The sequence below is a fragment of the Proteus columbae genome, from assembly GCF_009914335.1.
GTDB lineage: Bacteria > Pseudomonadota > Gammaproteobacteria > Enterobacterales > Enterobacteriaceae > Proteus.
In genome coordinates, this window is the sequence record NZ_CP043925.1 from 276279 (window position 1) to 295282 (window position 19004).

At 41.9% G+C, this 19004-nt stretch carries 18 protein-coding genes and 2 tRNA genes; 17 read left to right on the plus strand and 3 right to left on the minus strand.

Annotation, left to right across the window (positions count from 1 at the left end; genetic code table 11):
• Positions 1-12: 12 nt before the first annotated feature.
• A complete protein-coding gene (ispB, locus tag F1325_RS01390; RefSeq protein ID WP_088493986.1) occupies positions 13-984 on the minus strand; it encodes an octaprenyl diphosphate synthase in 972 nt (323 codons plus the stop codon).
• A 263-nt stretch (positions 985-1247) separates the two neighbouring features.
• Between ispB and rplU the strand changes: the two genes are divergently transcribed.
• From rplU to cgtA, 3 genes are all read left to right on the plus strand, one after another.
• Positions 1248-1556, plus strand: a complete 309-nt coding sequence (rplU, locus tag F1325_RS01395) for a 50S ribosomal protein L21 (protein ID WP_006535707.1) — start codon at positions 1248-1250, stop codon at positions 1554-1556.
• A 19-nt stretch (positions 1557-1575) separates the two neighbouring features.
• Positions 1576-1833 carry a 50S ribosomal protein L27 gene (gene rpmA, locus F1325_RS01400; protein WP_006535706.1) on the plus strand — a complete coding sequence of 86 codons (258 nt, stop codon included), beginning with the start codon at positions 1576-1578 and terminating at the stop codon, positions 1831-1833.
• A 130-nt stretch (positions 1834-1963) separates the two neighbouring features.
• The gene (cgtA, locus tag F1325_RS01405) at positions 1964-3136 is read left to right on the plus strand and encodes an Obg family GTPase CgtA (protein ID WP_036914694.1); all 1173 of its coding nucleotides are present in this window, start codon (positions 1964-1966) and stop codon (positions 3134-3136) included.
• An 85-nt stretch (positions 3137-3221) separates the two neighbouring features.
• On the opposite strand, the gene dacB is transcribed toward cgtA, so the two are convergent.
• Complete coding sequence (gene dacB, locus F1325_RS01410) at positions 3222-4664, minus strand: serine-type D-Ala-D-Ala carboxypeptidase (RefSeq protein WP_109372683.1); 1443 nt, start codon at positions 4662-4664, stop codon at positions 3222-3224.
• A 409-nt stretch (positions 4665-5073) separates the two neighbouring features.
• On the opposite strand from dacB, the gene greA reads away from it, so the two are divergent.
• Positions 5074-5550, plus strand: coding sequence for a transcription elongation factor GreA (greA, locus tag F1325_RS01415; RefSeq protein ID WP_109372682.1), 477 nt, complete (start codon positions 5074-5076; stop codon positions 5548-5550).
• A gap of 120 nt (positions 5551-5670) precedes the next feature.
• Here the strand turns inward: greA and yhbY are convergent, their stop codons facing one another.
• Positions 5671-5964 carry a ribosome assembly RNA-binding protein YhbY gene (gene yhbY, locus F1325_RS01420; RefSeq protein WP_036914752.1) on the minus strand — a complete coding sequence of 98 codons (294 nt, stop codon included), beginning with the start codon at positions 5962-5964 and terminating at the stop codon, positions 5671-5673.
• 145 nt (positions 5965-6109) lie between these two features.
• Between yhbY and rlmE the strand changes: the two genes are divergently transcribed.
• From rlmE to rpsO, 13 genes are all read left to right on the plus strand, one after another.
• Positions 6110-6739, plus strand: coding sequence for a 23S rRNA (uridine(2552)-2'-O)-methyltransferase RlmE (gene rlmE / locus F1325_RS01425; protein ID WP_160229901.1), 630 nt, complete (start codon positions 6110-6112; stop codon positions 6737-6739).
• A gap of 47 nt (positions 6740-6786) precedes the next feature.
• Complete coding sequence (gene ftsH, locus F1325_RS01430; RefSeq protein ID WP_109372681.1) at positions 6787-8733, plus strand: ATP-dependent zinc metalloprotease FtsH; 1947 nt, start codon at positions 6787-6789, stop codon at positions 8731-8733.
• Positions 8734-8815: 82 nt separating this feature from the next.
• A complete protein-coding gene (gene folP, locus F1325_RS01435; protein WP_109372680.1) occupies positions 8816-9658 on the plus strand; it encodes a dihydropteroate synthase in 843 nt (280 codons plus the stop codon).
• Positions 9655-10992: a phosphoglucosamine mutase gene (gene glmM, locus F1325_RS01440; RefSeq protein ID WP_088493982.1), complete on the plus strand. Its 1338-nt coding sequence runs from the start codon at positions 9655-9657 to the stop codon at positions 10990-10992. The genes folP and glmM overlap by 4 nt, the downstream gene beginning before the upstream one ends.
• 165 nt (positions 10993-11157) lie before the next feature.
• Complete coding sequence (gene secG / locus F1325_RS01445) at positions 11158-11502, plus strand: preprotein translocase subunit SecG (RefSeq protein WP_036914692.1); 345 nt, start codon at positions 11158-11160, stop codon at positions 11500-11502.
• Positions 11503-11560: 58 nt separating this feature from the next.
• Positions 11561-11650 (plus strand) — tRNA-Leu (locus F1325_RS01450).
• A gap of 60 nt (positions 11651-11710) precedes the next feature.
• Positions 11711-11787: transfer RNA gene (locus F1325_RS01455), tRNA-Met, on the plus strand.
• A gap of 202 nt (positions 11788-11989) precedes the next feature.
• A complete protein-coding gene (rimP, locus tag F1325_RS01460) occupies positions 11990-12442 on the plus strand; it encodes a ribosome maturation factor RimP (RefSeq protein WP_036914691.1) in 453 nt (150 codons plus the stop codon).
• A 20-nt stretch (positions 12443-12462) separates the two neighbouring features.
• Positions 12463-13971, plus strand: coding sequence for a transcription termination factor NusA (gene nusA, locus F1325_RS01465; protein WP_006535691.1), 1509 nt, complete (start codon positions 12463-12465; stop codon positions 13969-13971).
• 22 nt (positions 13972-13993) lie between these two features.
• Positions 13994-16750, plus strand: a complete 2757-nt coding sequence (gene infB, locus F1325_RS01470) for a translation initiation factor IF-2 (protein WP_109372679.1) — start codon at positions 13994-13996, stop codon at positions 16748-16750.
• 302 nt (positions 16751-17052) lie between these two features.
• Positions 17053-17454 (plus strand): 30S ribosome-binding factor RbfA, encoded by a 402-nt coding sequence (rbfA, locus tag F1325_RS01475; protein WP_006535687.1) that lies wholly within the window; start codon positions 17053-17055, stop codon positions 17452-17454.
• Complete coding sequence (gene truB / locus F1325_RS01480) at positions 17454-18407, plus strand: tRNA pseudouridine(55) synthase TruB (protein ID WP_160229902.1); 954 nt, start codon at positions 17454-17456, stop codon at positions 18405-18407. The genes rbfA and truB overlap by 1 nt, the downstream gene beginning before the upstream one ends.
• 123 nt (positions 18408-18530) lie before the next feature.
• Positions 18531-18800 carry a 30S ribosomal protein S15 gene (gene rpsO / locus F1325_RS01485; protein WP_023583571.1) on the plus strand — a complete coding sequence of 90 codons (270 nt, stop codon included), beginning with the start codon at positions 18531-18533 and terminating at the stop codon, positions 18798-18800.
• The last annotated feature ends 204 nt before the right edge of the window (positions 18801-19004 follow it).

The following is a 19004-nucleotide window of genomic DNA, read 5'->3' on the forward strand; positions in this document are numbered from 1 at the left end:
TATATATCAAAGTTATGATTGACGTTGTACAGCGACGTGAGCAAGCCCAATAAGCGCATCTTTATACGGTGAGTCAGGTATAATTGATAAAGCTTCAATCGCTTTGTCTGCTTCTTCTTCTGCTTTTTGGCGGGTATATTCCAAAGAGCCACACTGTTTCATAGTATTTAAAACAGTATCCAATAAATGGCGGCCATTACCTTGTTCAATGGCTTGGCGAATTAATTGGGATTCTTCTTCATTGCCGTTATGCATAGCATGAAGTAATGGCAACGTTGGTTTACCTTCATCAAGATCATCACCAGTGTTTTTACCCAACTGGTTGTTATCTGCATCATAATCAAGTAAATCGTCAATGAGCTGGAAAGCAGTCCCAAGATAACGACCATAATCTTGGAATGCTTTTTCTTGCTCAGGCGTCGCACCTGAAAGGATCGCTGATGCATGAGAAGCAGCTTCAAAGAGACGAGCTGTTTTGCTGTAGATAACTTGCATATAGTCATCTTCAGAAATGTCGGGATCGTTACAATTCATTAATTGTAAAACTTCACCTTCAGCGATCACATTGGTGGCGCTAGACATTAATTTTAATACACGCATCGAATCAAGATCCGTCATCATCTGAAAGGATCGTGTATAAATAAAGTCGCCAACAAGTACACTGGCAGCATTTCCAAAGACAGCATTTGCCGTTTGTTTTCCTCTGCGCATATCAGATTCATCAACAACATCATCATGTAACAACGTTGCAGTATGAATAAATTCGATAAGTGCTGCGACCGAGATATGTTTGTCACCTTGATAGTCCAATGCTCGTCCAGTGAGCACTGCGATCATTGGTCGGATCCTTTTACCACCACCACTAATGATGTAGTAACCAAGTTGGTTTATCAAAGAAACATCTGAATTAAGCTGGTAAAGGATTGCCTCATTTACCGCAGTCATATCAGCGGATGTTAGTTTTATAATAGATTCTAAATTCATGTTTTTTCGACTTTGGCTCGCCAATGAGCGCGTTATTATTAATAAAAAATGATCATGCCATAGATTTTACTCTCTTATAATTTAGATTGTACTTTAAAAATGGCTGAAATAAATATCGTGTAAAAAACTCTTTTTTTTAACGCTAGTTTGCGATCTGTACTTGTCATCGGCACTAAATTTGCGTAGAATTCGCGCCCTATGTGAATATTTTAATTGTGCACTCAAATTATACATATTGGGAGTGTGCGGAAAGCGGAGTTTATATGTACGCGGTTTTCCAAAGTGGTGGTAAACAACACCGAGTCAGCGAAGGTCAAACTATTCGTTTAGAGAAGCTGGAAGTAGCTACTGGCGAAACAATCGAGTTTGATACTGTAATGATGGTCGCTAATGGCGATGACATTCAAATTGGCGCTCCAATCCTTGCGGGCGTTAAAGTTAAAGCGGAAGTGGTTGCTCACGGTCGCGGCGATAAAGTTAAGATTGTTAAGTTCCGTCGTCGTAAACACAGCCGTAAACAACAGGGCCACCGTCAGTGGTTTACTGATGTTAAAATCACTGGTATCGCTTAAGGTTTAGGAGAGTAGTTCAATGGCACATAAAAAGGCTGGCGGCTCGACTCGTAACGGTCGTGATTCCGAAGCAAAACGTCTGGGTGTTAAACGTTTCGGTGGTGAAGCTGTATTAGCAGGTAGCATCATCGTTCGTCAACGTGGTACTAAGTTCCATGCAGGTACTAACGTTGGTTGTGGTCGTGACCACACCCTGTTTGCATTAGCTGACGGAAAAATTAAGTTCGAAGTTAAAGGTCCAAACAACCGTAAATTTATCAGCATCGAAGCTGAATAATTACTGGTCCTTTAAGCACCGAGTCAAAAGCCCTGCAAATCTGTTGCGGGGCTTTTTATATTTAAAAAAGGCCATCTCTGGGTAATTTCGGCCATCCAGCACGTTAATGGCTACTATACGGAGTAAAATCATGAAATTTGTTGATGAGGCCAAGATCCTAATCGTCGCGGGCGATGGTGGTAACGGCTGTGTAAGCTTTCGTCGCGAAAAATATATCCCTAACGGGGGACCAGACGGTGGTGATGGTGGTGATGGTGGTGATGTCTACATGATTGCAGACGAAAACCTTAACACCTTAATTGATTACCGTTTTACTAAATCTTATCGTGCAGAACGTGGTGAAAATGGCCACAGTCGTGATTGCACCGGTAAGCGTGGTCAAGATATTACTATCAGTGTTCCTGTCGGAACGCGTGTCCGTGATTTAGCAACAAATGAAGTCATTGCTGACTTGACTGCTCACGGTCAAAAGCAAATGGTTGCTAAAGGTGGTTTCCACGGTTTAGGTAATACTCGTTTTAAATCGTCGGTGAACCGTGCTCCACGTCAACGTACAATGGGAACGCCAGGTGAATCTCGCGAAGTCCTATTAGAGCTAATGTTATTAGCTGATGTGGGTATGCTTGGTATGCCAAATGCGGGCAAATCTACATTTATTCGTGCAGTATCAGCAGCAAAACCTAAAGTTGCTGATTATCCATTTACAACATTAGTACCAAGCCTAGGTGTGGTGCGTATGGATAATCACCAAAGCTTTGTGGTTGCAGATATTCCCGGATTAATCGAAGGCGCTGCTGATGGTGCAGGTCTTGGGATCCAATTTTTAAAACACTTAGAACGCTGTCGTGTGTTATTACACTTGATCGACATTGATCCTATTGATGGATCGGATCCTGTGGAAAATGCAAAAATTATTATCTCCGAATTAGAGAAATACAGCGAAAAATTAGCACAAAAACCACGTTGGTTAGTGTTCAATAAAGTTGATCTTCTTGATGCTGAAGAAGCAAAAGAGAAGGCAAAAGCAATTGTTGAAGCGCTAGGTTGGGATGAAAACTATTACATGATAGCGGCAATCAACCAAGAAGGTGTGAAAAAACTTTGCTGGAATATCATGGAATTCCTGAATGTTACTCCGCGTGAGCAAGATATTGTTGCAACAAAAGCAGAGCCAGGAAAAGTTGACTTTATGTGGGATGATTACCATAAAGAACAACTAGAAAATCCTGATTTCGAAGAAGATGACGATGATGATTGGGATGAAGAGGATGACGACGGTATCGAGTTTATCTACCAACGTTAATCATTATTTTCATCGTGATAAAATAAAAACGCCTGATTAATCAGGCGTTTTTCATATACATTAACTACATTTACTGAGTGTAAATCTAGCGGTTGTTGTACATATCTTTATACAGATTAGTTTCAAAACGCACTAAATAAGCACGTCCAGCATTGCGATTCTGTGTAGGAGGTGAATACGCCGAAACGTATTGTACAAACGCAACTTTTTGCCCATTTGCCGTGGTCATAAAGCCCGCTAGATTATAAACCCCTTTTAATGATCCCGTTTTGGCAGAAACCTTGCCATCCACACCCGCTTCATGAAAACCGCCTCGATATTGTAATGTACCGTCATGTCCTGCAAGGGGAAGCATAGTGATAAAGTTTAATTCACTTTCATGTAGTCCAATATATTGAAGGATTTGCATCATGGTTGCAGGTGAAATGAGGTTATGGCGAGAAAGACCAGAGCCATCAACTATAACGGTATTTGCTAAATCAATTCCGGCTTTTTGTTTTAAAATAGCGCGGGTTGCTTCTGCGCCAGAGCGCCAAGTACCTGCAACGCCATAATACTCTCGACCAATAGTTCTAAATACGGTATCTGCAATCATATTGTCAGACTCTTTTAGCATGGTCGTCAGTAAGCTATGTAACGGTTTTGATTGTGTCTGTGCCAGTACAGTAACAGGCGCTTTTAATTGAGATCGACGTTTGATATATCCATCAAGTTCAATATTGGCGCGTTGTAACTCTTCTTTTAAAATTGTACCCGCCCAATGAGCACCATCTTGAATAGAAAACATTAAAGGTACTGCATCGTCACGTTTAGGAATACAACCTGTGATTACATAGGTATTTAAGTCACGAACTGTGACATCTAATTCACAAAAACGGGTACGAGTTGATCCTTTCTCATAGGTTTCAACTTCACTTAAAACAGTGACAGGATAGAAAGAAGCTTTACGTATTGTGGCAATATCACCTTCTTTTTTGCCACTTTGCAGTAAGACGGAAAAGCAGTTCTTATCAACAATTGCAGCACTAGGAGGGGCACTAAAGCATTGTGTCAGATCATTCCAAACCCAACCTGGGGCTTTGTCGTGGCTTGAAAAAGCAGAAGTATCAATAAGCAAATCACCATGCACTTTTGTAACACCTGATTGCTTTAATATGGCAACCATTGCTCTTAATTGCTGACGGGTTAATGTAGGATCGCCAGTAAAACGAAAGATCAAATCACCATGAAGCTGATTGTCTTTTATCTTGCCTTCTGTTTCCATTGTTGTGGTGAATTGATAATTTCCACCTAATTGAAGTAATGCAGTAAGTGCAGTCACCACTTTCTGAGTACTTGCTGGAAGTGCTAATTGCTCGGCATGATAGTTAAGATTAGGAGAAGCAGCGCCAACGGGTTGAGTTATTAAACCTACTTGTGTTCCTTCAGGAAGAAGGGATGTGTAGTTTTCAACAGGTATTGCTTGGGTTGAAAAACTAATGATACTTAATGTGTAAAGTATCCGTCGAAATGTTGATAGTAAGTGCATAATTTCTCTATCCGTGACTATAGCGTGTAACGTTACAGTATTGATTGCCAGAGGCTAATACTAAAGGGCAATGAGGGCAAAAGTAAACGGTAACAAGCAGGATTAGCTCATTATCGGAAAAAGTCCGTTTATCTCTTTATAAAGAGAGATAAGGCGTGAAGCAATGCGTCTGTTGTGTTAGATTTAGTTTTAAGTATGGGAGGTTTAGTTTACGTCCCAATAGCATGAGTTGGGAATATAATAGCGTCCCCTCATTTACCGAATATATGTAGAGACAGGCCCAATTTAAGGCTGCCTGTGTCTTTTTTTGTCTTGAGAAGAGTAAATAGATCCTTTTCTCTGTGTTGTTAGTATAAAAAATCAGGATGATACCTATTTTTTATTAGGAATAGTATTGAGGTATTAACACATGAATCAGATCCCTATGACAGTTCTAGGTGCAGAAAAATTACGCGAAGAGCTGGAATATTTAAAAGGTGTTCGTCGTCCCGAGATTATTGCTGCTATCGCTGAAGCTCGTGAACATGGAGACTTAAAAGAAAACGCGGAATATCATGCTGCAAGAGAGCAACAAGGTTTCTGTGAAGGACGCATACAAGAAATTGAAGCAAAATTATCAAATGCTCAAGTCATTGATATTACAAAGATGAATAACAATGGTCGTATTATTTTTGGTTCAACAGTGACACTATTAAATGTTGAGACTGAAGAAGAGCAAACTTACCGCATTGTGGGTGATGATGAAGCGAACATTAAAGAAAACTTAATCTCTGTTAACTCACCGATTGCGCGTGGGTTAATTGGTAAAGAGTTAGATGATGTCGTGGTTATCACAACACCTGGTGGACAAGTCGAGTATGAAATTTTAAACGTAGAATATATTTAATTTGTAATTTACGTTTCTATAGAAAACTAGACTGTTATCCTGTGGTAATATAAAAAAGGCCTTAAAAGGCCTTTTTTGCCATAGAGTTACTTATGGCATTTTTATATAAAGATACAAGTTTTATTTCGGTAAAATGATCTTACGTGCTTCTGAAGGACGATAAAGAACAAGAATTTTTCCGATAACTTGTACATTCTGTGCACCGCTTTCGCGTACAATCGCTGCTACGATCAAGTTTTTAACATCTCGATCTTCGCCTGCGATTTTGACTTTGATAAGCTCATGGTGTGCCAGAGCGAGTTCAATTTCTGCAAGAACGCCTTCAGTCAGCCCGTTGTTACCAATCATAACGACTGGATTCAGGTGATGAGCGAGCCCTTTCAGGTGTTGAATTTGTTTTTTGTTAAGAGTCATCATTAATTTTTGCTTTGTTGGGATTGAAAACGATCTATTCTAACGCCATCTCTCACTTATCACCATAAAATGTCGTTAAGACGAGGTTAAATGAGTGAAAGAGTAAAAATTTTGATAGCTAAGTGTATGATAGTTGGAAAACGCAATGGCCAATAAGAAACGTTCGGCAAGCTCTAGCCGCTGGTTACAAGAACATTTTAGTGATAAATATGTTCAGCAAGCAAAGAAAAAAGGGTTTCGCTCTCGTGCTTGGTTTAAACTGGAAGAAATTCAGCAAAGCGACAATATCTTTAAACCAGGTATGACCGTTGTCGATTTAGGAGCAGCCCCAGGTGGGTGGTCTCAATATGTTGTACAGCAGTTAGGAAACAAAGGTCGAATTATCGCATGTGACCTTTTACCTATGGATCCTATTGTTGGAGTCGATTTCCTTCAAGGCGATTTTCGTGATGAACTTGTGTTGAAGGCGTTGCTTGATAGAGTAGGTGAAAACAAAGTCCAGGTTGTCATGTCTGACATGGCTCCAAACATGAGCGGTACACCCGCGGTCGATATCCCTCGATCCATGTATTTAGTAGAGTTAGCGCTTGATATGTGTCGTGATGTACTGGCTCCCGGGGGAAGTTTTATTGTCAAAGTGTTTCAGGGAGAAGGCTTTGATGAATACCTGGGGCAAATACGCTCCCTGTTTACGAAAGTGAAAGTTCGTAAACCAGACGCTTCGCGGTCTCGTTCTCGTGAGGTATATATTGTAGCCACAGGGCGTAAACTTTAGTACCCTAAAGCTATTTGTTAACACAGTTGTAATATGAGGTTAATCCCTTGAGTGACATGGCGAAAAACCTGATCCTCTGGCTAGTTATTGCAGTCGTTTTGATGTCATTATTCCAGAGCTTCGGACCCAGCGATTCGAATAGTCGTAAGGTGGATTACTCTACCTTTATCAATGAGTTAACTAATAACCAATTACGCGAGGTCAGCATAAGTGGTTATGATATTAATGTAACTAAAACAGATAACTCAAAGTACAGCACGTATATGCCTATGCGTGATGATAACCTGCTGACCACTTTAATGAACCGTAATGTAAAAGTAACGGGCGAACCACTTGAAGGCCAAAGCCTTCTGACTCAAATTTTTGTGTCTTGGTTCCCAATGCTATTACTGATTGGTCTTTGGATTTTCTTTATGCGCCAAATGCAAGGTGGTGGCGGTAAAGGTGCGATGTCTTTCGGTAAAAGCAAGGCGCGCATGTTGACAGAAGACCAAATCAAAACAACCTTTGCTGATGTAGCGGGTTGTGATGAAGCGAAAGAAGAAGTAAGCGAATTAGTTGAGTATTTACGTGATCCAGGTCGTTTCCAGAAGTTAGGGGGTAAAATCCCTAAAGGTATTCTGATGGTAGGACCTCCAGGTACAGGTAAAACATTATTAGCAAAAGCCATCGCGGGTGAAGCTAAAGTCCCATTCTTTACCATTTCAGGTTCTGATTTCGTTGAAATGTTCGTGGGTGTGGGTGCTTCTCGTGTTCGTGATATGTTTGAACAAGCTAAAAAAGCAGCACCTTGTATCATCTTTATCGATGAAATCGATGCGGTTGGTCGTCAACGTGGTGCTGGTTTAGGCGGTGGTCATGATGAACGTGAACAAACACTGAACCAAATGCTAGTTGAAATGGATGGTTTCGAAGGTAATGAAGGAATTATCGTTATCGCGGCAACTAACCGTCCAGATGTGTTAGACCCAGCATTACTTCGCCCAGGTCGTTTTGACCGTCAAGTGGTTGTTGGTTTACCTGATGTGCGTGGACGTGAGCAAATACTTAAAGTCCATATGCGTCGCGTACCTTTATCACCAGATGTTGATCCAGCAATTTTAGCGCGTGGTACTCCAGGTTTCTCTGGTGCTGACTTAGCTAACTTAGTTAACGAAGCGGCTTTATTTGCTGCTCGTGGTAATAAACGTGTTGTCTCAATGGTCGAGTTTGAGAAAGCGAAAGATAAGATAATGATGGGCGCAGAGCGCCGTTCAATGGTGATGACTGAAGAACAAAAAGCATCAACCGCTTATCATGAAGCTGGTCACGCAATTATTGGTCGTTTAGTACCTGAACATGATCCTGTGCATAAAGTGACGATTATTCCTCGTGGACGTGCATTAGGTGTGACTTTCTTCTTACCTGAAGGCGACCAAATTAGTGCGAGCCGTCAGAAGTTAGAGAGCCAAATTTCAACACTTTACGGTGGCCGTTTAGCTGAAGAAATTATCTATGGTGTAGAGCATGTTTCTACGGGTGCTTCTAATGACATCAAAGTTGCAACCAATATTGCACGTAACATGGTGACACAGTGGGGCTTCTCTGAAAAATTAGGGCCATTGCTGTACGCAGAAGAAGAAGGTGAAGTGTTCTTAGGTCGTTCTGTTGCTAAAGCGCAACATATGTCTGATGAAACAGCTCGTACAATTGACGAAGAAATTAAAGCTATCGTTGATCGTAACTATGTTCGTGCTCGTCAGATCTTAATGGACAACCTTGATATTCTGCACTCAATGAAAGATGCACTGATGACTTATGAAACTATCGATGCGCCTCAAATTGATGATTTAATGAATCGTCGTGATGTTCGTCCACCTGCGGGTTGGGAAGGCAATAATGGCAATAGTGGTGCAACGACTACTGCTCAGCCAGCACAAACGAATGTAGCGAGTGAGCCAAAAGACAAGCCTGAGTCAGAAAGTGATACACCTTCTGATAACAATACTCATTAATCCTTATCGGGTTACGCATATTGAGTAAGCTATAAATACAAACCCCAGGCTTCTGGGGTTTTTTTATGAAGGTATCAATGAAATGAAATTAATGGCTAGAGGAACAGAACTTAACTTATCAACACCTCAAGTTATGGGGATTTTGAATGTCACTCCAGACTCTTTCTCTGATGGAGGCACTCATAATTCACTTAATGATGCAGTTGATCATGCAGCAAAATTAATCGCCGAAGGGGCTTCTATCATCGATATTGGTGGCGAGTCTACCAGACCTGGTGCAAGTGACGTCTCTATTGATGAAGAGTTACAGCGTGTTGTTCCTGTTGTTGAGGCTATTCGTCAGCGTTTTGATGTTTGGATCTCCGTTGATACATCTAAAGCTCAAGTTATTACTGAATCAGCAAATGTAGGTGCTTCAATTATCAATGATATTCGCTCCTTACAAGAGCCGGGAGCACTTGAAGCAGCCGCTAAAACAGGTTTGCCAGTGTGTATTATGCATATGCAGGGTGACCCTAAAACCATGCAACAGTCACCACATTATGAGAATGTGATGATGGATGTTGAGCGTTTTTTACAAGAAAATATTCAACGCTGTGTTGATGCTGGGATCGAAAAAAATCAAATTATTCTTGATCCAGGATTCGGCTTTGGTAAAAATTTAGCGCATAATTACCAATTATTAGCACACCTAAGTGAACTTCATCACTTTGGTTTACCCATACTTGCCGGAATGTCACGCAAATCAATGGTTGGACAACTATTGAATGTACCACCACAAGAGCGTGTTGCTGGTAGCGTGGCATGCGCAGTTATTGCAGCGATGCAAGGCGCACAAATTATTCGTGTACACGATGTTAAAGAGACGGTTGATGCGATGAAAATCGTACAAGCGACTCTTTCTGCAAAGGAAAATAATGAATGAGCGAACGTAAATACTTTGGAACAGATGGTATCCGTGGAAAAGTAGGTGACAGTCCAATTACACCTGATTTTGTATTAAAGCTGGGTTGGGCTGCGGGCAAAGTATTAGCACGTCATGGCTCTCGTAAAATCATTATTGGTAAAGATACACGTATCTCAGGCTATATGCTGGAATCTGCATTAGAAGCTGGTTTAGCAGCGGCAGGTTTATCCGCCTCATTTACAGGGCCCATGCCAACACCTGCTGTTGCTTATTTAACGCGTACATTCCGTGCTGAAGCTGGGATTGTTATTTCAGCCTCTCATAACCCTTATTACGATAACGGGATCAAATTCTTCTCTATTGATGGTACAAAATTACCAGATGAAGTAGAAGAAGCCATTGAAGCTGAAATGGAAAAGCCAATTACCTGTGTTGAATCAGCAGAGCTTGGTCGTGCAAATCGTATCGTGGATGCGGCAGGTCGTTATATTGAATTCTGTAAAGGGACTTTCCCAAATGAAAACAATCTTAATGGTCTAAAAGTGGTTGTCGATTGTGCTCATGGTGCAACATACCATATTGCACCAAACGTATTTCGTGAATTAGGTGCTGAAGTGATCACTATTGGCTGTGATCCAACGGGTATCAATATCAACGAAGAGTGTGGCGCAACAGATGTTCGTATGTTGCAAAAACGCGTATTAGAAGAAGGCGCTGATGTTGGTTTAGCTTTTGATGGTGACGGCGACCGTATCATCATGGTTGACCATCAAGGCCTAAAAGTTGATGGTGACCAAATTCTCTACATTATTGCAAGAGAAGCGTTACGCCAAGGTCAATTACGCGGTGGTGCAGTTGGGACTCTAATGAGCAATATGGGATTAGAGATTGCACTTAAACAACTGGGTATTCCTTTTGTAAGAGCAAAAGTGGGCGACCGCTATGTGCTTGAAAAATTACAAGAGAAAGGCTGGCGTTTAGGTGCTGAAAACTCGGGCCACATTATTTTATTAGATAAAACGACTACAGGTGATGGTATTGTTGCAGGTTTACAAGTTTTAAGTGCAATGGTGCGTAACCATATGAGTCTGCATGATCTATGTAGTGGCATGAAACTATTACCACAAATTTTAGTGAATGTTCGCTTTACCGGTAGCCACGATCCGCTACAAACACCTGAAGTTCAGAAAGTCGCTAAAGCGGTTGAAGAAGAACTGGCTGGTAAAGGTCGTGTATTGCTGCGTAAATCAGGAACAGAACCTTTAATTCGTGTCATGGTTGAAGGTGAAAATGAAGAGCAAGTCACTGCGATGGCAAATCGTATTGCTGACGCTGTGAAGCACGTTGGTTAATTGATGCTTTTTTCTTCAATCAATCACTTTGTAGAAAAATAACCTTGCTTGTCAGTTCAGCTTTGGTTAGTATTCACACCCGCTTAGTAAGGTCTTGAACTAAAGCGGGTGAAGCAATCGAAGGTTATCGTTAAGACGATAAGTTCCATAGAAAAGGTAACGCAAATGTATACGGCACTCATTGTTATTCTTATCATTGTAGCAACAGGGCTAGTTGGTCTGATCCTGTTACAGCAGGGTAAAGGTGCTGATATGGGCGCTTCTTTTGGTGCAGGTGCTTCCGGTACAGTATTTGGTTCAAGCGGTTCAGCTAACTTTATGACCCGTATGACCGCTGTTTTAGCGACAGCTTTTATTGTACTTGCCCTTATTTTAGGTAATCTAAGTGCCAATAAAACTGTGCGTGAAGACAGCAAATGGATGTCTATCGAGCAGACTACAGAAGAAGCTAAAAAAGCTGAGCAATTAGCAGCGCCTGTAGCGCCAGCAAATACAGATATTCCGCAGTAAACTAAGTAAAGATTTAAATGAGATTGTTAATTTTTACGCAGTAACAGTCTCATTAAGTGCCGAGGTGGTGAAATTGGTATACACGCTACCTTGAGGTGGTAGTGCCTATAAAACGGGCGTACGGGTTCAAGTCCCGTTCTCGGCACCATTATTCCAGATAGCTTGCGTTTTGCTTGTTATCAGCGTAAAATTTGCCACGTTTTTCGAACGCGGGGTGGAGCAGCTTGGTAGCTCGTCGGGCTCATAACCCGAAGGTCGTCGGTTCAAATCCGGCCCCCGCAACCACTTCTAACAATACAGCACTTTTCTCATTAATCATCTTGTTGAACCGATTATGATCCTGAGTGGAATGTGCCGTAAGAAGAGGTTATTCTCGAATGGCAAGTTACAGGGTCCAGTTGCATAAAGCCCCGAATTTCGGGGTTTTTTGTTATCAGAGAATAGAATACTGGGCTATAGGCCCTTTTTTTATGCCTTGGGGGTGGGTTTGTCCACATTAGAGCAAAAATTAACAGCGATGGTTTCAGCACCAGTAGAAGCATTAGGCTTTGAATTTGTCGGTCTTGAGTTTATTCGTGGCCGAGAATCAACATTGCGCATCTATATTGATAGTGAAGACGGTATCACTGTTGATGATTGTGCTGATGTTAGCCACCAGGTCAGTGCTGTGCTGGATGTTGAAGATCCAATTCAAACAGTTTATAACCTTGAGATTTCTTCTCCTGGTTTAGAACGACCTTTATTCACTGCAACGCATTATGAGCAATTTATCGGCGAAGAAGCCGCTATCGTATTACGAATTGCAATGCAAAACCGCCGTAAATGGCAGGGCATTATTAAGTCTGTCGCTGGCGAAATGATCACGGTTACTGTGGATGGTAAAGACGAAGTGTTCGCACTGAGCAACATCCAGAAAGCTAACCTGGTACCCCACTTTTAAGTTTTGAAGAGGCAACTAGGATGAACAAAGAGATTCTGGCTGTTGTGGAAGCGGTCTCTAACGAAAAATCTCTTCCTCGTGAAAAGATTTTTGAAGCACTGGAAACCGCACTAGCGACAGCAACTAAGAAAAAATACGAGCAAGAAATTGACGTTCGTGTATGTATCGACCGTAAAACGGGTGACTTTGATACATTCCGTCGTTGGGTTGCCGTTGATGAAGTCACTCAACCTACTCGTGAAATTACACTTGAAGCTGCTCAATATGAAGATCCTAGTATTGAACTAGGTGGTTATATTGAAGATCAGATTGAATCTGTCACTTTCGACCGTATTACAACACAAACCGCTAAACAAGTTATCGTACAAAAAGTACGTGAAGCTGAAAGAGCAATGGTTGTTGATCAATTCCGCGAACAACTCGGCGAAATTATCACGGGTGTTGTGAAGAAAGTGAACCGTGAAAATATCACTTTAGACTTAGGCAACAACGCTGAAGCGGTTATTTTACGTGAAGATATGTTACCGCGTGAAAACTTCCGTCCAGGTGACCGTTTACGTGGTGTTTTATACGACGTACGTACAGAAACCCGTGGTGCACAACTTTTCGTGACACGCTCTCGCCCTGAAATGCTGGTTGAACTTTTCCGTATTGAAGTACCAGAAATTGGCGAAGAAATCATTGAAATTAAAGCTGCAGCGCGTGATCCAGGTTCTCGTGCCAAAATCGCAGTAAAAACTAACGACAAGCGTATTGACCCTGTGGGTGCTTGTGTTGGTATGCGTGGTGCGCGTGTACAAGCCGTTTCCAGCGAATTGGGCGGCGAGCGAATTGATATTGTTCTGTGGGATGATAATCCTGCACAATTCGTCATTAATGCAATGGCTCCGGCAGATGTTGCTTCTATTGTTGTCGATGAAGACAAATGTACAATGGATGTTGCAGTTGAAAGCAGTAACCTTGCACAGGCAATCGGCCGTAATGGTCAAAACGTTCGTCTGGCAGCACAGTTACTGAAAAAACATCGTGGTGATGACAAGTGGGAATTAAACGTCATGACTGCTGATGAACTGAATGCAAAACATCAGGCAGAAGCAAACGCAGCCATTGAAATATTTACTAAGCATCTCGACATTGATGAAGACTTCGCAACTGTTTTAGTTGAAGAAGGTTTCTCTACCCTTGAAGAGTTAGTTTATGTGCCAATCAGTGAACTGCTGGCTATTGACGGATTAGATGAAGATACCGTTGAAGCTCTACGTGAAAGAGCAAAAGCTGCACTAACAACGATTGAGTTGGCTCAAAAAGAAAGCCTAGGCGATAACCAGCCAGCCGAGGACTTATTAGCTCTCGAAGGATTGGAGCGCTCTTTAGCATTTGATCTAGCTGCCCGTGGTATCTGCACACTGGAAGATCTTGCCGAACAGGGTATCGACGACCTAACTGATATTGAAGGTTTAAATAGTGAGCGCGCAGGCGAACTCATTATGGCCGCACGTAATATCTGCTGGTTTGGGAATGATGCGTAACAACTGAGCAGGAAGGAACAGAATGACAGATGAAACAGTAAAATCACTGGCAGAAGAGATTCAGACACCGGTTGAACGTTTGGTACAGCAGTTTGCTGATGCCGGTATTAAGAAGACCGTCTCTGATTCTGTCTCCCAAAAAGAGAAAGAAACCTTACTGGCTTGGTTGAATCGTGATAAAGACGTATCAACCAACCAACCAGAAAAATTAACGTTACAACGCAAAGTGCGTAGTACGTTAAGTGTTCCTGGTACAGGTGGCAAAAGTAAATCAGTAGCCATCGAAGTCCGCAAAAAACGCACTTATGTGAACCGTGACGCCATTGAAAAAGCGCAAGCGGATGAGCAAGCTCAGCGTGAAGCGGAAGAAAAGGCGCATCGCGAAGCCGAAGAAAAAGCACAGCGCGAAGCACAAGAGAAAGCACAGCGCGAAGCTGAAGAAAAAGCAAAACGTGAAGCTGAAAAGGCAAAGAAAGACGCCGAAGAAAAAGCGAAACGTGAAGCTGAAGAAGCAAAACGTGAAGCAGCGGAATTAGCTAAGCGCGAAGCAGCGGAAAAAGATAAAGTGAAACAAAACGATAAACCAAAAGCTGATAAAGCAGCAGATCAGGAAAAAGCACGTCGCAATGCTGAACAGGCTGAACTGAAGCGTAAAACGGAAGAAACACAGCGCCGTAAAGCGGAAGAAGAAGCACGAGTTGCAGCAGAAAAAGCACGTCGTTTAGCTGAAGAAAATGCTGAAAAATGGACTGCTGAACCTAAAGCGCCAGAAACTGAAGGCTCAGACTATCATGTAACAACATCACGTTATGCTCGTGATGCAGAAGATGAAAGTGATGCTGAGGTTGAAGGTGGCCGCGGTCGTGGTCGCAACGCTAAGGCTCCTCGTCCTAAGAAAAACAACCGCCATTCTGAAAAAGCAGATCGTGAAGAAGCACGTGCTGCTGGCCGTACTAACAAGAAAGGTAAACGTAAAGGTAGCTCATTACAGCAAGGCTTCAATAAGCCAGCTGCTGTTGTAAACCGTGATGTTATCATCGGTGAGACTATTTCTGTTGCCGAACTTGCTAACAAAATGGCAGTAAAAGGATCTGAAGTTATCAAAACTATGATGAAAATGGGTGCTATGGCGACCATTAATCAGGTTTTAGACCAAGAAACTGCACAGCTTGTTGCTGAAGAAATGGGTCATAAAGTTATCTTACGTCGTGAAAACGAGTTAGAAGAACAAGTCATGAGCGATCGTGATACTGGCGAAGAAAGCGCAGTATCTCGTGCACCAGTTGTAACTATCATGGGTCACGTTGACCACGGTAAAACATCATTACTGGACTACATTCGTTCAACGAAAGTAGCATCAGGCGAAGCGGGTGGTATCACCCAGCATATCGGTGCTTACCACGTTAAGACTGACAAAGGTGAAATCACCTTCCTAGATACTCCAGGTCACGCCGCGTTTACTTCAATGCGTGCTCGTGGTGCTCAGGTAACGGATATCGTTGTTCTGGTTGTTGCGGCAGATGATGGTGTAATGCCACAAACTATCGAAGCAATCCAACACGCAAAAGCTGCAAACGTACCCGTTGTTGTTGCAGTGAACAAAATTGATAAACACGAAGCTGATCCAGATCGCGTTAAAACTGAACTGTCTCAATATGGCATCTTGCCAGAAGAGTGGGGCGGCGAAACTCAGTTTATGCACGTATCTGCAAAACAAGGTTTAGGTATTGACGAACTGCTGGATGCTATTCTTTTACAAGCTGAAGTTCTTGAACTGAAAGCAGTTAAAGAAGGTATGGCAAGCGGGGTTGTTATCGAATCTTACCTTGATAAAGGCCGTGGCCCAGTTGCAACTATTCTTGTCCGTGAAGGTACACTGAATAAGGGTGACATCGTTCTGTGTGGTTTCGAATACGGTCGTATTCGTGCGATGCGTAACGAATTAGGTCAAGACGTTCAATCTGCTGGTCCATCAATGCCAGTTGAGATCTTAGGTCTGTCTAACGTTCCTTCTGCGGGTGATGAAGCAACGGTTGTTCGTGACGAGAAGAAAGCGCGTGAAGTTGCATTATACCGTCAAGGTAAATTCCGCGATGTTAAACTGGCTCGTCAGCAGAAATCTAAACTGGAAAACATGTTCGCTAACATGGAAGAAGGTAAAACTTCTGAACTGAACATCGTTCTGAAAACAGACGTTCAAGGTACTTGTGAAGCGATTACTGATGCCTTGGTTAAACTGTCTACTAATGAAGTTAAACTGAAAATCATCGGTTCAGGCGTAGGTGGTATCACCGAAACTGACGCAACATTAGCAGCGGCTTCTAACGCAATCATTCTTGGCTTTAACGTTCGTGCTGATGCATCTGCTCGCCGTATCATTGAACAAGAAAGCGTTGATTTACGTTACTACTCCGTTATCTATAGCCTGATTGACGAAATCAAACTGGCAATGAGCGGTATGTTGGCACCTGAATATAAACAAGAAATCATGGGTCTTGCAGAAGTCCGTGATGTGTTTAAATCACCTAAATTTGGCGCGATTGCGGGCTGTATGGTGGTTGAAGGTAACATCAAACGTAATAACCCAATTCGTGTTCTACGTGATAACGTGGTTATCTATGAAGGCGAGCTGGAGTCACTGCGTCGCTTTAAAGATGACGTCAACGAAGTACGTAACGGCATGGAATGTGGTATCGGTGTGAAAAACTACAACGATGTTCGTGTTGGCGACATGATTGAAGTCTTCCAAGTTATCGAAATCAAACGTTCTATTGATTAATTTAGTCCGTCTTGTTTTAAAAGGGAGCTCAAGGGCTCCCTTCTTATTCCTTTCTTTGCTGTATTCTCCTTTTATTTCCTCTCCATTTTTCAACATAACCGAAATAGATTGCCTTTCAGTAATTTATGAAAGTGAAATAACAGGGTAAAATAGCACCAAAGAAACATTTTATTTCTAAAGAAAGAAATCAGAGAAAGCGGTTGTTAAATATCACTTCATGTATACTCTTTAGATATCATTGATTTTAGATTTGAATTAACAATGACAATCAGGGCGATACCCTATTGTCAGGGAGAGATAAAATGGCAAGAGATTTTAGCCGTAGTCAGCGTGTTTCTCAGGAAATGCAAAAAGAAATCGCCATCATTTTACAACGTGAAGTCAAAGATCCACGTATTGGAATGGCAACGGTTTCTGGCGTTGAAATTTCTCGTGATTTGGCTTATGCCAAAGTATTTGTCACCTTTTTAAACTTATCAGGTGGTGAAAAAAGCGAAGAAGAGATGGTTGCAGAGGGTTTAACTGCACTTAATGAAGCCGCTGGTTTTATTCGTTCTTTATTAGGTAAAGCGATGCGTTTACGTATTGTGCCTGAACTGACATTTGCTTATGACAACTCATTAGTTGAAGGTATGCGTATGTCTAACTTAGTTTCTAACGTCGTTAAAAGCGATGAAGAGCGTCGTCATAAAGAGGATAAATAATGGGGCGTCGTCGTAAGGGGCGTGAGATTAACGGCGTATTGCTACTCGATAAACCCCAAGATATTTCCTCTAACGATGCACTCCAAAAAGTCCGCCGTATGTTTAATGCCAGTAAGGCTGGACATACAGGGGCATTGGATCCTTTAGCAACAGGTATGCTCCCTATTTGTTTAGGTGAAGCAACAAAATTTTCACAGTTTCTATTGGATTCTGATAAGCGTTATCGTGTTATTGCACGTTTAGGGCAACGAACAGATACCTCCGATGCACATGGTGAGGTTATTCAAGAGCGCCCAGTACAATTTACACAGCAGGCTTTAGATGATGCCTTAGAGAGTTTTCGCGGCGAAACATTGCAAATCCCTTCAATGTACTCCGCTTTAAAACATCAAGGTAAACCGCTTTACGAATACGCTCGACAAGGTATTGAGGTTGAGCGTGAAGCAAGACCCATCACGGTTTATGAACTTCAGTTTATTCGCTGGGAAGGTGATGAGCTAGAGCTAGAAATTCATTGTTCTAAAGGTACTTACATTCGAACAATTATTGATGATCTTGGTGAGAAATTACAATGTGGTGCTCACGTTATTTTCTTACGTCGATTAGAAGTCGCAGATTATCCTAAAGAGCGAATGGTCACATTAGAGCAATTAAGAGCGATGATAGATAATGCACAAGCAGCTCAAGAAGATCCTTTCTTAGCACTTGATGCACTGTTATTACCTATGGATACCGCTGTTGCACATTTTCCTGTTGTGAATTTGACCACGATTATTGCGGGTTATCTCAAGCTGGGGCAGCCTGTTCGTGTTAATCATGACATTAATGAAGGCGAATGGGTAAGAGTAACTGAAGGCGATGAAAAAAAATTCATTGGCCTTGCTATCATTAAAGATGGCCTCGTTGCTCCGAAAAGAGTGGTTGTAGACTATAGCGCACAAGATAACACTTAATAGCAATCTTGCGCTAAAAGTGTTTGAAGCGTAGAATAATGCGGCTATCTGTTTAGGTGGCTGAGTTGGATAGCTGAATTAGAGATTGGCTATCTGAAAATTTTACTTAATTTGGAGTTTATTATGTCTCTAAGTACTGAAGCGAAAGCACAAATCGTTGCTGAATTTGGTCGTGATGCTAACGATACTGGCTCAAGCGAAGTTCAGATTGCACTGCTGACTGCAGAAATCAACCACCTGCAAGGTCACTTTTCAGAGCACAAAAAAGATCACCACAGCCGTCGTGGTCTGCTGCGTAAAGTTTCCAGCCGTCGTAATCTGCTGGACTACCTGAAACGTAAAGATGTTGCTCGTTACTCTGCACTGATTGAACGTTTAGGTCTGCGTCGCTAATCAAGCGAGTTTCAGTGGAAAGGGGCCTGTTGGCCCCTTTTCTACTAAAAAGTGCTATTTTTAATATTAGTCGTTATGTTTTAATGTGGTGATTGTTATTTAGTCTCTCTAGTTACGACAATTCGCGCGGCTAATGAAAGTATTTATCATTAAATGGTTAATATTTTCATTAGTCGCGAGGGGACGTAGCGGAGAAAAGATCAT

What these genes read in the sequence shown, in the direction of transcription:
- ispB (WP_088493986.1), bottom strand. Translation starts at nt 984, where the DNA reads ATGAATTTAGAATCTATTATAAAACTAACATCCGCTGATATGACTGCG.
- rplU (WP_006535707.1), top strand. Translation starts at nt 1,248, where the DNA reads ATGTACGCGGTTTTCCAAAGTGGTGGTAAACAACACCGAGTCAGCGAA.
- rpmA (WP_006535706.1), top strand. Translation starts at nt 1,576, where the DNA reads ATGGCACATAAAAAGGCTGGCGGCTCGACTCGTAACGGTCGTGATTCC.
- cgtA (WP_036914694.1), top strand. Translation starts at nt 1,964, where the DNA reads ATGAAATTTGTTGATGAGGCCAAGATCCTAATCGTCGCGGGCGATGGT.
- dacB (WP_109372683.1), bottom strand. Translation starts at nt 4,664, where the DNA reads ATGCACTTACTATCAACATTTCGACGGATACTTTACACATTAAGTATC.
- greA (WP_109372682.1), top strand. Translation starts at nt 5,074, where the DNA reads ATGAATCAGATCCCTATGACAGTTCTAGGTGCAGAAAAATTACGCGAA.
- yhbY (WP_036914752.1), bottom strand. Translation starts at nt 5,964, where the DNA reads ATGACTCTTAACAAAAAACAAATTCAACACCTGAAAGGGCTCGCTCAT.
- rlmE (WP_160229901.1), top strand. Translation starts at nt 6,110, where the DNA reads ATGGCCAATAAGAAACGTTCGGCAAGCTCTAGCCGCTGGTTACAAGAA.
- folP (WP_109372680.1), top strand. Translation starts at nt 8,816, where the DNA reads ATGAAATTAATGGCTAGAGGAACAGAACTTAACTTATCAACACCTCAA.
- glmM (WP_088493982.1), top strand. Translation starts at nt 9,655, where the DNA reads ATGAGCGAACGTAAATACTTTGGAACAGATGGTATCCGTGGAAAAGTA.
- secG (WP_036914692.1), top strand. Translation starts at nt 11,158, where the DNA reads ATGTATACGGCACTCATTGTTATTCTTATCATTGTAGCAACAGGGCTA.
- nusA (WP_006535691.1), top strand. Translation starts at nt 12,463, where the DNA reads ATGAACAAAGAGATTCTGGCTGTTGTGGAAGCGGTCTCTAACGAAAAA.
- infB (WP_109372679.1), top strand. Translation starts at nt 13,994, where the DNA reads ATGACAGATGAAACAGTAAAATCACTGGCAGAAGAGATTCAGACACCG.
- rbfA (WP_006535687.1), top strand. Translation starts at nt 17,053, where the DNA reads ATGGCAAGAGATTTTAGCCGTAGTCAGCGTGTTTCTCAGGAAATGCAA.
- truB (WP_160229902.1), top strand. Translation starts at nt 17,454, where the DNA reads ATGGGGCGTCGTCGTAAGGGGCGTGAGATTAACGGCGTATTGCTACTC.
- rpsO (WP_023583571.1), top strand. Translation starts at nt 18,531, where the DNA reads ATGTCTCTAAGTACTGAAGCGAAAGCACAAATCGTTGCTGAATTTGGT.